This is a genomic window from Streptomyces sporangiiformans (genome assembly GCF_005768555.2).
Taxonomy (GTDB): Bacteria; Actinomycetota; Actinomycetes; order Streptomycetales; family Streptomycetaceae; genus Streptomyces; species Streptomyces sporangiiformans.
The window spans coordinates 25,054-37,054 of record NZ_VCHX02000088.1 but is presented as its reverse complement, the minus strand read 5'-3'; the positions used below and the strand labels follow the sequence as shown (position 1 = coordinate 37,054).

Annotated in this window: 12 protein-coding genes; 10 read left to right on the top strand and 2 right to left on the bottom strand. The window is 71.1% G+C overall.

The genetic code is table 11. The features are described from left to right. The first annotated feature begins 102 nt into the window (after positions 1-102). From FGD71_RS10390 to FGD71_RS10360, 7 genes are all read left to right on the top strand, one after another. Positions 103-828: a GntR family transcriptional regulator gene (locus FGD71_RS10390; protein ID WP_119100119.1), complete on the top strand. Its 726-nt coding sequence runs from the start codon at positions 103-105 to the stop codon at positions 826-828. Positions 829-930: 102 nt separating this feature from the next. Continuing rightward, positions 931-2,076 carry an Ldh family oxidoreductase gene (locus FGD71_RS10385; RefSeq protein WP_119100118.1) on the top strand — a complete coding sequence of 382 codons (1,146 nt, stop codon included), beginning with the start codon at positions 931-933 and terminating at the stop codon, positions 2,074-2,076. Then, positions 2,073-2,375 (top strand): putative quinol monooxygenase, encoded by a 303-nt coding sequence (locus FGD71_RS10380; protein WP_119100117.1) that lies wholly within the window; start codon positions 2,073-2,075, stop codon positions 2,373-2,375. The genes FGD71_RS10385 and FGD71_RS10380 overlap by 4 nt, the downstream gene beginning before the upstream one ends. 24 nt (positions 2,376-2,399) lie before the next feature. Continuing rightward, positions 2,400-2,834 (top strand): cupin domain-containing protein, encoded by a 435-nt coding sequence (locus FGD71_RS10375; protein WP_119100116.1) that lies wholly within the window; start codon positions 2,400-2,402, stop codon positions 2,832-2,834. Next, entirely contained in the window at positions 2,831-4,216 is a 1,386-nt protein-coding gene (locus FGD71_RS10370) for an aldehyde dehydrogenase family protein (protein WP_119100115.1), read from the top strand. The genes FGD71_RS10375 and FGD71_RS10370 overlap by 4 nt, the downstream gene beginning before the upstream one ends. A 134-nt stretch (positions 4,217-4,350) precedes the next feature. Then, entirely contained in the window at positions 4,351-5,721 is a 1,371-nt protein-coding gene (locus FGD71_RS10365; protein WP_119100114.1) for an FAD-dependent oxidoreductase, read from the top strand. 27 nt (positions 5,722-5,748) lie between these two features. Further along, the gene (locus FGD71_RS10360; RefSeq protein WP_119100113.1) at positions 5,749-6,216 is read left to right on the top strand and encodes an ArsI/CadI family heavy metal resistance metalloenzyme; all 468 of its coding nucleotides are present in this window, start codon (positions 5,749-5,751) and stop codon (positions 6,214-6,216) included. Between the two features lie 35 nt (positions 6,217-6,251). Here FGD71_RS10360 and FGD71_RS10355 read toward each other — a convergent pair whose 3' ends face one another. Beyond that, positions 6,252-7,568 (bottom strand): flavin-containing monooxygenase, encoded by a 1,317-nt coding sequence (locus FGD71_RS10355; RefSeq protein WP_119100112.1) that lies wholly within the window; start codon positions 7,566-7,568, stop codon positions 6,252-6,254. Between the two features lie 212 nt (positions 7,569-7,780). Then, positions 7,781-8,695, bottom strand: coding sequence for a LysR family transcriptional regulator (locus FGD71_RS10350; protein WP_119100111.1), 915 nt, complete (start codon positions 8,693-8,695; stop codon positions 7,781-7,783). A gap of 372 nt (positions 8,696-9,067) precedes the next feature. Here FGD71_RS10350 and FGD71_RS10345 point away from each other — a divergent pair, with 372 nt between their 5' ends. The 3 genes from FGD71_RS10345 to gdhA all read left to right on the top strand — a co-directional run bounded on the left by FGD71_RS10345 (position 9,068) and on the right by gdhA (position 11,990). Then, a complete protein-coding gene (locus FGD71_RS10345; RefSeq protein ID WP_119100110.1) occupies positions 9,068-9,832 on the top strand; it encodes an SDR family NAD(P)-dependent oxidoreductase in 765 nt (254 codons plus the stop codon). Positions 9,833-9,863: 31 nt separating this feature from the next. Beyond that, entirely contained in the window at positions 9,864-10,547 is a 684-nt protein-coding gene (locus tag FGD71_RS10340) for an SDR family NAD(P)-dependent oxidoreductase (protein ID WP_240436505.1), read from the top strand. Positions 10,548-10,625: 78 nt separating this feature from the next. Then, entirely contained in the window at positions 10,626-11,990 is a 1,365-nt protein-coding gene (gdhA, locus tag FGD71_RS10335; RefSeq protein WP_119100108.1) for an NADP-specific glutamate dehydrogenase, read from the top strand. Positions 11,991-12,001 lie beyond the last annotated feature (11 nt).

The following is a 12,001-nucleotide window of genomic DNA, read 5'->3' as shown; positions in this document are numbered from 1 at the left end:
GAGCCATGACGGCTCGGGGCCCGGCACGCACGTACGCCTCCGCACGTCGCACGCCGTAACCTGTATACAGGTGAGTGTGCGGCGGGATGGACAGGGAGTTTCATGGTCCGGGCGACTGGCAAGAGCGAAGCGGTCTACGAGCGGTTGAAGGGTGACATCGAGTCGCTGCGGCTGCGTCCGGGGGCCAAGCTGAGCGAGGTCCAGCTGGGTGAGGAACTGGGCGCCTCGCGGACGCCGGTGCGGGAGGCCATCCGGCGGCTTGCCGGGGAGGGGCTGGTCGACTTCGTGCCGGGTGAGGTGGCCCGGGTGGCCGCGATCTCGCTGGGCGGTGTGCGTGCCCTGTTCGAGTTCCGGATGCTGCTGGAGCCCCGGGCCGCCGCGTCGGTCGCCACGGCGGGGGCGGCCGACCAGCGCGAGCTGGTGCCGTTCCGTGAACTGCTGGAGCGGCTGGAGGAGTTCGACGAGTCGTTCCGCGCGCTGGACGCCGGCGCGCAGGCGCGGTCGTTCCAGCAGTTCTACGAGGTGACCGAGGGCTTCGACCAGGAGGTCATCGCCGCCTGCCGCAATCCCTACCTCGCCCGCACGATTCGTGACCTGCGCAGCCAGACCGTACGCCTGCGGCACCTCTCGCACAGCGGGCCGCGCCGCATGCTGACGTCGCTGGAGGAGCACCGCGCGATGCTGAAGGCCATCACGCAGGGAGACGCCCAGGCGGCGGAGGCGGCCTCCCGGCACCACCTGGCGCAGACGTTGCAGGCACTCATCGACAGCCTGACCGGCCAGGACCTCGCGATCGGCGTGGACGTCCAGGTGGACGTGGCCCGCTGAGTCGTCCTGCTCTCTGTACCTGTGGTTTTCGCGCATCCAGTGCTGTATACAGGAGTGCATACAGCAACGCACCGCCCGTCTTCTCGATGCGAAGGCCGTCTTATGCCGCATACCGTCGGCGCCGCCGACCTGATGGGGTTCGCCGCCGCCACCACCGAAGCCCACGGCGTTCCGCCCGCGGACGCCCGTCTGCTCGCGGACACCCTGGTCACCGCGGAGTTGTGGGGGCATCCGTCCCACGGGATGCTGCGCCTGCCGTGGTACCTCAGCCGGATCGAGAGCGGAGCGACCGCCGCGGTCGCCTCCCCGCAGATCGTGACCGACAACGGCGCCGTACTCGTCGTGGACGGCCGCGACGGTCTCGGCCAGGTGCTGGCCGACCGCGCGGTGACGTGGGGCGTGGAGCGCGCCCGTCGCCACGGGATCAGCGCGGTCGCGGTGCGCGACTCCGGTCACTTCGGAACGGCCGCGTACTTCACCCGCAAGGCCGCCGAGCAGGGCTGCGTGGCGCTGCTGGCCACCAACGCCAGTCCGGCGATGGCCCCGTGGGGCGGCCGGGAGAAGCGCGTCGGCACCAACCCGTGGTCGATCGCCGCCCCGGGAGGCCGCTACGGCACGGTCGTGATGGATATCGCCAACACCGCCGTCGCGCGCGGCAAGATCTACCACGCCCAGGAGCGCGGCGAGCCGATTCCGGAGGGCTGGGCCGCCGACGCGGACGGCATGCCGACCACCGACCCGCGCCGCGCCATCGAGGGTCTGATCCTGCCCATGGCCGGCCACAAGGGTTACGCCATCTCCTTCATGTTCGACGTGCTGGCGGGCGTGCTGACCGGCAGTGCCTTCGGCTCTTCCGTCGTCGGCCCCTACCACCCCTCCGGCCGCAGCGGCGTCGGTCACCTGCTGATCTGCGTCGACATCAGGTCGATGGCCGAGCCGGCCGAGTTCGAGCGGCGGATGGTGGACCTGATCGAGGAGACCAAGTCCACCCCGGCCGCCCCCGGCACGGCCGAGATCTTCGTCCCCGGCGAACCGGAGGTCCGTACCGCCGAGCGCCTGCGCACCGAGGGCATCACGGTCGTCGACGACACCTGGGCCTCCCTCGCGCGCATCGCCGACGCCACCGCCGTACGCCTGCCCACCGCCATACCCCTGACCACCCCCACCCCCGAGTCCGCCCCCGAGTCCGCCCCCGAGTCCGCCCCCGAGTCCGCCCCCAAGTCCGCCTCCGAGGAGCTTTCCGCATGATCGCGCTGACCGTGTCCCTCCAGGTCGTCCCCGGCCGCCGTGACGACTTCCTCAAGGCCATCGAGGAGAACGCCGAGCGCTCCTTCACCGACGAGCCCGGCTGCCGCTCCTTCGACGTCGTCTGCGACCTGGCGGACGACCACCACTTCGTCTTCCACGAGATCTACGACGACGAGGCCGCCGTCGAGGCCCACCGCGCCGCACCCCACTTCAAGGTCTGGCGCCAAGCGGCGGCCGAGTACGTGGTCCCCGGCAGCCAGGTCAACACCCTCTCCCGCCGCCTGTTCCACCACTCCTGACGGACCGATCGGAGCTCACTTCCCATGTGCGCCAAGCCCGCCCCGCCGAACCTGCTCATTCACCCCGACGAGGTCGAACGCTTCGACCGCGGCGGCGGTGTCGCCACCATCCCCTACGTCGGCAAGTGGAACTCGGAGCAGGCCGTCATCACGACCGGCCAGACGGTGTTCCAGCCCGGCACCGGCCTGCCCCTGCACAGCCACAACGTCGAGGAGTCGGTCCTGATCCTCGAAGGCCGGGCGACCGCGGAGATCGACGGCGAGTTCTTCGACCTCGAGGCCGGCCAGGCGACCTGGGTCCCGGCCGGCATCCCGCACCGGTTCTTCAACCGAGGCGAGGGCGTCATGCGTATCTACTGGGTGTACGGCGGCCGGGACGTGACCCGCACCATCACCGCCACCGGCGAGACCTTCGAGCACCTCTCCGAGCACGACAAGGGAGGGGCGCCCACCGCATGAGCGGCACCATCGAGACCCTCAACCCCGCGACCGGCAGGCGGATATCGACGTACGAAGCCTGGGACACCGAACGCATCGAGACCGCCGTCGCACGGGCGCACGCCGCAAGCCGTGCCTGGGCGATGGTCCCGGTCACCGAGCGGGCAGCACACGCCGACCGCCTGGCCCGCACCCTGCGCGAGCACAAGGACCACCTCGCTGCCCTGGCCGTCGCGGAAATGGGCAAGCCGGTGGGAGAGGCCGAGGCGGAGGTCGAGAAGTCGGCGGTGACGGCCGAGTACTACGCCCGGCAAGGGCCCGGCATCCTCGCCGACGAGCGTGTCGAGGTCGACGGGGCGGAAGCCTGGGTGGCGTACGAGCCGGCCGGACTCGTGCTGGCGGTCATGCCGTGGAACTTCCCCGTCTGGCAGGTCATGCGCTTCGCCATCCCCTCACTGGTGGCGGGCAACGGCGTCCTGCTCAAGCACGCCTCCAACGTCACCGGCAGCGCGCTCGCCCTGCGGGACCTCTTCGTCGCAGCGGGTTTCCCCGCACACCTGGTGACCACGCTCGTGATCGCCGACGGCGACGTGCCCGAGGTCATCGCCCGGCTCATCGAGGACGACCGCGTCGCCGCCGTCACCCTCACCGGGAGCAACCGGGCGGGCGCGGCCGTCGGATCGGCGGCCGGACGTGCGGCGAAGAAGTCCGTTCTGGAGCTGGGCGGTTCGGACGCCTTCGTCGTCCTGGGCGACGCGGATGTCGAGGCCGCGGCCACGGCGGCGGTGAGGGCGCGCTTCACCAACTCCGGCCAGAGCTGCGTGTGCGCGAAGCGGTTCATCGTCACCGCCTCCGTCGCGGACGCCTTCACCGCCGCGTTCGTGGCGGGAGTCGAAGCCCTGCGCGTCGGCGACCCGCGCGAACGGCAGACCCAGGTCGGCCCGCTCGCCCGCGACGACCTGCGGGCGGCGATCCAGCGGCAGGTCGAGAAGTCCGTCGCCGCCGGGGCCCGCCTGCTGACCGGAGGCGAACCGCTCCCCGGCGACGGCTGGTTCTACCGGCCGACCGTGCTGGCGGACACCGGCCCGGGCATGCCCGCCTTCGACGAGGAGACCTTCGGCCCGCTCGCCGCCATCGCCCTCGCCCAGGACGACGAGGACGCCGTACGTCTCGCGAACGCCACGGCGTACGGGCTCGGCCTGAGCGTATGGACGGCCGACCCCGGTCGCGGCGTCGCCCTCGCCCGCCGTATCACCAGCGGGGCGGCCTTCGTCAACGCGATCGTCGCCTCCGACCCGCGCCTGCCCTTCGGCGGCACCAAGCGCAGCGGATACGGCCGTGAGCTGGCCGCCGTCGGCATCCGCGAGTTCACCAACACGCGCACCTACTGGGTGACCGCCTGACTCCCTCCCCCAATGCGAGCTTGCCAGATTGATGAGTGTCTATGTTGACGCTCATCGAAGCAGGTGCGATGCTGGCAGCGTCAGGACATCGACAGGTGTCGATGCAGGGAAGTGAAAGCGAAGGGGGAACCGTCGTGAGCGCGTCCATCACCGACCAGCTGCCCGTCGTGGTCGTCGGAGCCGGCCCGATCGGGCTGGCCGCAGCGGCCCACCTCGTCGAACGCGGACTGGAACCGCTGGTCCTGGAGGCCGGCCCGTCCGCGGGCACGGCAGTACGGGACTGGACGCATGTGCGCCTGTTCTCGACGTGGGCGGAGGTCACCGACCCGGCAGCCGAGAAGCTCCTGGCCCCGACCGGCTGGGTGCGTCCCGACGGCGCGACGTACCCGACCGGCGGCGACTGGGCCGAGAACTACCTCCAGCCGCTCGCCGACGTCCTCGCGGACAAGGTCCGCTACGGAGTGACGGTCACGGGCGTAGCCCGCGCCGGCCGGGACCGCATCGTCGACTCCGGACGTGAGGAGCAGCCCTTCACGGTGCACCTGAGCACGGCGCACGGCCGCGAGGAGCGCATCACCGCCCGCGCGGTCATCGACGCCTCCGGCACCTGGTCGACCCCCGGCCCGCTGGGCGCGAACGGCCTGCCCGCCCTCGGCGAGAAGACGGGGGCCGGCCGCATCTCCTACCGCGTCCCGGACCTGAGGGATCCGGCCGTCCGCGCCCGTTACGCGGGCAGGCGCACCGCCGTCGTCGGCTCCGGCGCCTCGGCCTTCACCGCCCTCGCGTACCTCGCCGACCTGGCCCAGGAGGAGGACGGCACGCACGCGGTGTGGATCCTGCGCCGCGGTATCGGCGCCCAGACCTACGGCGGTGGCGAAGCCGACCAGCTTCCCGCCCGGGGCGCTCTCGGGCTGCGTGCCAAGGCCGCTGTGGAGAGCGGACACGCCTCCGCCGTCACCGGCTTCCGCACGGAGGCCGTCGAGCGGGACGGCGACCGGCTCGTCCTGGTCGCGGAGGACGGCCGCCGCCTCGACGCGGTGGACGAGGTGATCGTCCTGACGGGTTTCCGCCCGGATCTGTCCTTCCTGTCGGAGGTCCGCCTCGGCCTCGACGAGCGCCTCCAGGCCCCGGCCGCACTCGCCCCGCTCATCGACCCGAACGTCCACTCCTGCGGCACCGTCTACCCCCACGGCGTGAACGAGCTCTCCCACCCGGAGCAGGGCGTCTACCTGGTCGGGATGAAGTCCTACGGCCGCGCCCCGACGTTCCTCGCCATGACCGGCTACGAACAGGTCCGTTCCATCGCCGCCGCGATCGCAGGCGACCAGGAGGCCGCCGAGCGCGTCGAACTCACCCTCCCGGAGACCGGGGTCTGCGGCGGCGCGGGCCTCTTCGACGAGCCGGAACAGAACGCGGATCAGTCCGGTGGCGGCTGCTGTGCCGCCGCCCCCACCACCCTCCAGATCGGCATCGGCGCCCCGGTCACCGCCTCCGGCGGCTGCTGAACTCCCCACCACCCAAGGAGGTTCGCCATGTCATCCCGTGTACAGCTCGCCCTCCGCGTCCCCGACCTCGCCGGGTCCGTGGCCTTCTACACGAAGCTCTTCGGCACCGAGCCCGCCAAACTCCGCGACGGCTACGCCAACTTCGCCATCGCCGAGCCCCCGCTCAAGCTCGTCCTGATCGAAGGCGCCGCGGGCGAGACGACGCGCATGGACCACCTCGGAGTCGAGGTCGAGAGCACCGAAGCGGTCCGCGCCGCCACGACCCGTCTGAGCGAGGTGGGCCTGGCCACGACCGAGGAGAGCGACACCGCCTGCTGTTACGCCCTCCAGGACAAGGTCTGGGTCCACGGACCCGGCCAGGAACCCTGGGAGGTGTACGTCGTCAAGGCCGACGCGAACACTCTCGCCAGGCAACAGGGCAGCACCTGCTGCGCCGGCCCGTCCTCGGCCGGCCCCGGCTCGCAGGAACCGGCCGCCGCGGACGGCTGCTGCTGACCACCGGATGACCGACGTGCGTGCTGTCGGAGCGCCTACACCGTCTGGAGCGAGGGCGCCGCGTCGCCCGAGGACAGTGCGTAGGCCGCGAGCAGGCGCTCGGTGTCGGCCATCTGCCGCAGCCAGCCGTCGCGGACCACGTCGATGCCGGTCTCGGGCTCCTGCAGGGACGCCAGGTACCGGGCGAGCGGGGCGCCTCCCGGACCGGCCTGCTCGTGCAGTTCGATCATCTTGGCCACGAGCTTGGTCTGCATGCCGTAGATCGGGATCTGAGGGCCGCGCGGGGCGATGAGGCCGATGAAGTACAGCTTCTCGACCGACTCGGTCACGATGCCGCCCGCGTAGCGATCCGGCGCCCCGGCGGTCCAGGAGAACAGGGAGTCATCGAGGAACGGGAGCCGGACGTTGAAGCCGGTGGCCCACAGGATGGTGTCGTAGTCGCGGGCCGTGCCGTCGGAGAAGTGGACGGTGGTGCCGTCGAACCGCTCGATGCCCGGACGGACGGTGATGCGGCCGTGATGGATCCAGTACAGCAGGAGGTCGTTGACGACGGCGCGGCCCTCGGCGAGCGTGGCTCCCTCGGGCTCGGGCAGGCCCGGGTAGGCGTGCCACTCGCCGATCGACAGACGGGCCATGAGCCGGCTGATCAGATCCTGCTCCGTGGGGGAGAAGCCGGCCAGGAACGGCACCTGCTGGCGGGGGACACCGAAGTAGGTTTTCGGCTGGAACCATGATCCGTGCCGGATGACGATGTCGGCGTCCAGACGGTGCTGGGCGACGTCCACGGCCAGGTCGCAGCCGGAGTTGCCCGCGCCGACGACGAGGATGCGGTCGCCCTCCAGGTCCGAGACGTTGCGGTAGGCGCCCGAGTGGATCGTCCGGCCGGTGAACTCGCCGGGGATGTCCGGGATCCTCGGGTCCCACAGATGGCCGTTGGCCACCAGGACGCCGTCGTAGACCTCGTCATCGCCGGCGGAGGTGGTCACCCGCCAGCCGTACGAGCCCGTACGCGCGCCGGTGACCCCCTCGGGGGCCTCGACAGGCTCGACGCTCGTCACGGCGGTGCCGAACCGGATGACGTCGTAGAGGCCGTGCTCGCGTGCGTAGGACTCGATGTAGGCGCGCACCTGGTCGCGGCGCGGGAAGTGCGGATAGTCGGCCGGCATCGGGAAGTCCTCGAACGCCGTCATGTCGCGCGCGGTGATGAGGTGAAGCGCGTCGTAGTCGGTGTGCCAGTGGCCGCCGACGCGGTCGGTCTTCTCGAAGCAGTCGACGTCGTGGCCGAGCCGGCGGAGCTGCTGGAGGGCGGAGACACCTGCGGCGCCGGCGCCGATGACGCAGTAGCGGGGCATGGGGATTCCCTTCGTGGTCCGGGGCGGGGAACTCCGAAGCCGGCTCGTCACGTGGCGATTCGACGTGGACGGGATCCGTGCGGGCAGCCGGGGGCTTCGGCGTATCCAGACGCGGTCAGGGGCGAGCGGTCGGCCCGTCGGGATGCCCAAAGTATTGAGGGCGGGACCGCTCCAGGTGAATACGCGATTTCCGGCATCCCCATAGGGTTTCCCTATGGCTGCGCGGAGGTCCCCAGCCGTGCCAGGTGCTTCGTGACCATCTCCATCAGCACGCGCGTGGCGGGGGACAGGTGAGCCTCGCGCCGGGTGATGAACGCGAAGGTCTCGTGCAGCGGCGGGTCCAGCGGGACCGACAGCAGGCGCTCCATGTACCCGAGGCACCGGGCGAGGGGCAGGGAGCCGACGGTGTCGCCGACTCCACGGGCGGCGAGGGCGATGGCCAGAGCGGGGGACTCGACCTCGACCGCGGGGGTCAGGGAGAAGCCCGCCTTCTGAGTTCGCTCCAGGAGGCGGCGCCGGGTGGGGTCGGCGTTGCCCCAGCGTGCCTCGGGGAGGATGAGCGGCGCCTCGGCCAGCCGCTCGGCCGTGAGCGGCTCGCTGACGCGCGACGGGTCGGTGCTGAGGTAGACGGCCTCGCACGTCCACACGACGTTGCTCACGTCCAGTCCGCGGTCGTCCACGGGCAGGGACACGAGCCCTGCCTCCAGAGCGCCGTCGCGGACGGCGTCGGCGACCTCCGAGGAGTTGAGCCCGACGACACGGACCCGCACCTGAGGGTGACGCTCGTGGAAGCCGGCGATCAGATCGCCCAGCAGCAGGTGCTGCGCGCTGCTGAACGTGCCGAAGGAGACGGTGCCACCCGTGAGCGTCCGCACCCCGCGCACCGACTCCTCCGCCTCTTTCGCGGCGGCCAGTGCGTTCTGGGCGCGGGGCAACAGCAACTGTCCGGCCTCGGTGAGCACCAGTTTCCGGTTGGTGCGGACGAAGAGCGGGACGCCGAGCGAGTGCTCCAGGCGCCGGATCTGCTCGGACAGGCTCGGCTGGGCGATGTACATCGCCTCGGCCGCCGCGGAGAAGGAGCCGTGCTCGACGGCGGCGAGGAAATAGGTCAGCTGCTGCAGAGTCATTCCGCCTGCCAGAGAGCGCCTGCCCGAGGAGCGCCTGCCAAAGGCTGAGCATTGCCCAAGCCTGAGCATTGCCCAAGCCTGCGCCTTGCCAAAGGCTGAGCCTTGAGGAGCTCTCGGACTTCGAGGGTTTACCGATCGTTGCGGGGCTCTTCATACTCTCCGCAAGTGCCGAGGCGGTCAACGGCCGCCCGCACATCGCCGTCGTCGGCCCCCGACGTCTCCCACCACCCTCGCGCTCCGTCCCTCCCACCGCACCAACGCAGGTTCCCCAGCCTTCTCCGCCCGGGCCGCGAGGGTCTCGCCCCGCTCACGTTCCACGCCCCCGCAGAGCGATCTGAGAAAGCCCACGGACACCCGCCACAGGAGGCCCTGTTGAACACGCGTCCCACATCACCGGCCGGTCCGCGCCTGTCCGGCAAGACCGTTCTGATCACCGGCGCGGCCCGCGGCCAGGGGGCCTCGCACGCCGAACGGCTCGCCTCCGAAGGCGCCCGGGTCCTGGCCTGCGACGTCCTCGACGAGGAAGGCGAAGCCACCGGCGCCCGCCTCCAGGAGGCCGGGCTCGACGTGCAGTACCTGCACCTCGACGTCACATCACCCGGCGACTGGACCCACGCCGTCGAGCACGCCCGGACGGCCACCGGACGCCTGGACGTGCTGGTCAACAACGCGGGGATCATCCACGTCAACCCGCTCCTCGAAGAGCGCGTCGAGGACTGGAACGCCACCCTTTCCGTCAACACCACCGGCCCGCTTCTCGGCATACAGGCGGCCGTACCGCTGATGCGTGCCGTCGGCGGCGGCTCGATCGTCAACGTCGCCTCGATCTTCGGTGTGGTCGGCGCCGCCGGTTACGCCGCCTACTGCGCCAGCAAGGGCGCCCTGATCGCGCTGACCAAGACGGCCGCCCTCGAACTGGCCGCAGACGGCATCCGCGTCAACGCCATCTGCCCCGGCGGGGTCAGCACCCCCATGAACGCCAACGAGAAGGAAGGCGGCGTGATCCCGCAGACTCCGATGGGCCGCCGCGCCCATGTCCGGGAGATCTCCGGTGCCGTCGCCTTCCTCGCATCCGACGACTCCAGCTTCACCACCGGAACGGAGATGATCATCGATGGCGGCTTCCTCGCCCACTGAGCCCTCTACGGCCGTTGAATCCACTGCCCTGGTGACCGGCGCCGCCAGCGGCATGGGCCGGGCCGTCGCCGAACGCTTCCTCGCCGAGGGCTGGTCCGTCCTCGGCCTCGACCGCGACACCACCGCCCTCGACAAGGCGGCCGCGGAGCTGGGCGCGGCGTTCCGCCCCGTGCCGGTGGACATCACCGACCGCGCCGCCGTCGCCACGGCACTCGGATCCCCCGAACACCTGCGCGCCGTCGTCAACGCCGCAGGCATCTATCCACCCACCCTCCTGGTCACCTACGACGAGGCCGCATACCGGCGCATCTTCGACGTGAACGTCCTCGGCACACTCAACGTCACCGCCGAAGCCGTCCCCGCGCTGCGCACTGCCGGAGGCGGATCGGTCGTCAACTTCGCCTCCATCGACGCCTTCGCCGTCTCCCCCGGCCAACTGCTCTACAGCGCCTCGAAAGCGGCCGTGGTCTGCCTGACCCGCTCCCTCGCCCAGGAACTCGGGGCCGACGGCATCACCGTCAACGCGGTGGCCCCCGGCTGGGTCGACACCCCGGGCACCCGCGCGGGCGGCCGCATGGAACAGGCCGTGTCCGGCATCCCGCTGGGCCGGGCCGCCCAGCCCGAGGAGATCGCCGACTGGGTCTGGAAGCTGTGCCACGGTACCTACATGACCGGCGAAACGCTGGTGGTCAGCGGCGGTGTCACCGTCCGCTGACCCCGGCGGAGGGCATCACCGGCCGCGTACGCCCTGCCTTCCGCCGGCGAGCACCCGCCACACAACGGAGGTACGTCCATGACCGTCCAGCACACGCCTGCCGAGGACCTGCGCCTGACCGCCGGGATCCACGCCGCCCTCCAGGCGCGGGATCCCGCACAGTCCGAGTTCCACCAGGCCGCGCGCGAGGTGCTGGAGTCCCTGGAGCCCGTACTGGCCCGCCACCCCGAATACACGCGCCACCGGATCCTGGAGCGCCTCTGCGAACCGGAGCGGCAGCTCGTCTTCCGCGTCCCGTGGGTCGACGACGCCGGGCAGGTGCGGGTCAACCGGGGCTTCCGGGTGGAGTTCAACTCCGCGCTGGGGCCGTACAAGGGCGGTCTGCGCTTCCATCCCTCGGTCGACCTCGGCATCGTGAAGTTCCTCGGCTTCGAGCAGATCTTCAAGAACGCGCTGACCGGGCTGCCCATCGGCGGCGGCAAGGGCGGCTCCGACTTCGATCCCAAGGGGCGCTCCGACGGCGAGGTGATGCGGTTCTGCCAGTCGTTCATGACCGAACTCCACCGCCACCTCGGCGAGCACACCGACGTGCCGGCCGGTGACATCGGGGTCGGCACCCGCGAGATCGGCTACCTCTTCGGTCAGTACAAGCGCATCACCAACCGCTACGAGTCCGGGGTGCTCACCGGCAAGGGCCTGAGCTGGGGCGGCTCCCATGTACGTACGGAGGCCACGGGCTACGGCACCGTCTACTTCGTCTCCGAGATGCTGGCCGAACGCGGCCAGGACCTCGACGGCAGGCAGGTCGTCGTGTCCGGCTCCGGCAACGTCGCCATCTACGCCGCGCAGAAGGCACACGAACTCGGCGCCCGGGTCGTGGCGATGTCGGACTCCGACGGCTACGTGGTCGACACGGCAGGCATCGACGTCGAACTGGTCAAGGACATCAAGGAAGTCCGCCGCGGCCGGATCAAGGAGTACACGCAGACCGTGACCAGGGCCCAGTACATCGAGGGCGGGTCCGTCTGGGACGTACCGTGCTCGATCGCGCTTCCCTGTGCCACCCAGAACGAACTCGACGAGAACGCGGCGCGGACGCTGCTGGCCGGGGGAGTGGTCGCGGTCGCCGAGGGCGCCAACATGCCCACCACCCCGCCCGCCGTGCGGCTGCTGCAGGAGGCCGGCGTCGCGTTCGGCCCGGGGAAGGCGGTCAACGCCGGCGGCGTGGCCACCTCGGCGCTGGAGATGCGGCAGAACGCCACCCGCGACGCGTGGTCCTTCGAGGACACCGACCGGCGACTCGCGGCCATCATGGCCGCCATCCACACCACCTGCCGCACGACCGCGGAGGAGTACGGAGTCCCGGGCAACTACGTCGTCGGGGCGAACATCGCGGGCTTCGTGAAGGTGGCCGACACCATGCTCGACCTCGGGGTGGTCTGACACGTCAGAGC

Bases quoted from the DNA above. Each gene is read 5' to 3' on its own strand.
- FGD71_RS10390 (WP_119100119.1), top strand. From the start codon at position 103: ATGGTCCGGGCGACTGGCAAGAGCGAAGCGGTCTACGAGCGGTTGAAG.
- FGD71_RS10385 (WP_119100118.1), top strand. From the start codon at position 931: ATGCCGCATACCGTCGGCGCCGCCGACCTGATGGGGTTCGCCGCCGCC.
- FGD71_RS10380 (WP_119100117.1), top strand. From the start codon at position 2,073: ATGATCGCGCTGACCGTGTCCCTCCAGGTCGTCCCCGGCCGCCGTGAC.
- FGD71_RS10375 (WP_119100116.1), top strand. From the start codon at position 2,400: ATGTGCGCCAAGCCCGCCCCGCCGAACCTGCTCATTCACCCCGACGAG.
- FGD71_RS10370 (WP_119100115.1), top strand. From the start codon at position 2,831: ATGAGCGGCACCATCGAGACCCTCAACCCCGCGACCGGCAGGCGGATA.
- FGD71_RS10360 (WP_119100113.1), top strand. From the start codon at position 5,749: ATGTCATCCCGTGTACAGCTCGCCCTCCGCGTCCCCGACCTCGCCGGG.
- FGD71_RS10355 (WP_119100112.1), bottom strand. From the start codon at position 7,568: ATGCCCCGCTACTGCGTCATCGGCGCCGGCGCCGCAGGTGTCTCCGCC.
- FGD71_RS10350 (WP_119100111.1), bottom strand. From the start codon at position 8,695: ATGACTCTGCAGCAGCTGACCTATTTCCTCGCCGCCGTCGAGCACGGC.
- gdhA (WP_119100108.1), top strand. From the start codon at position 10,626: ATGACCGTCCAGCACACGCCTGCCGAGGACCTGCGCCTGACCGCCGGG.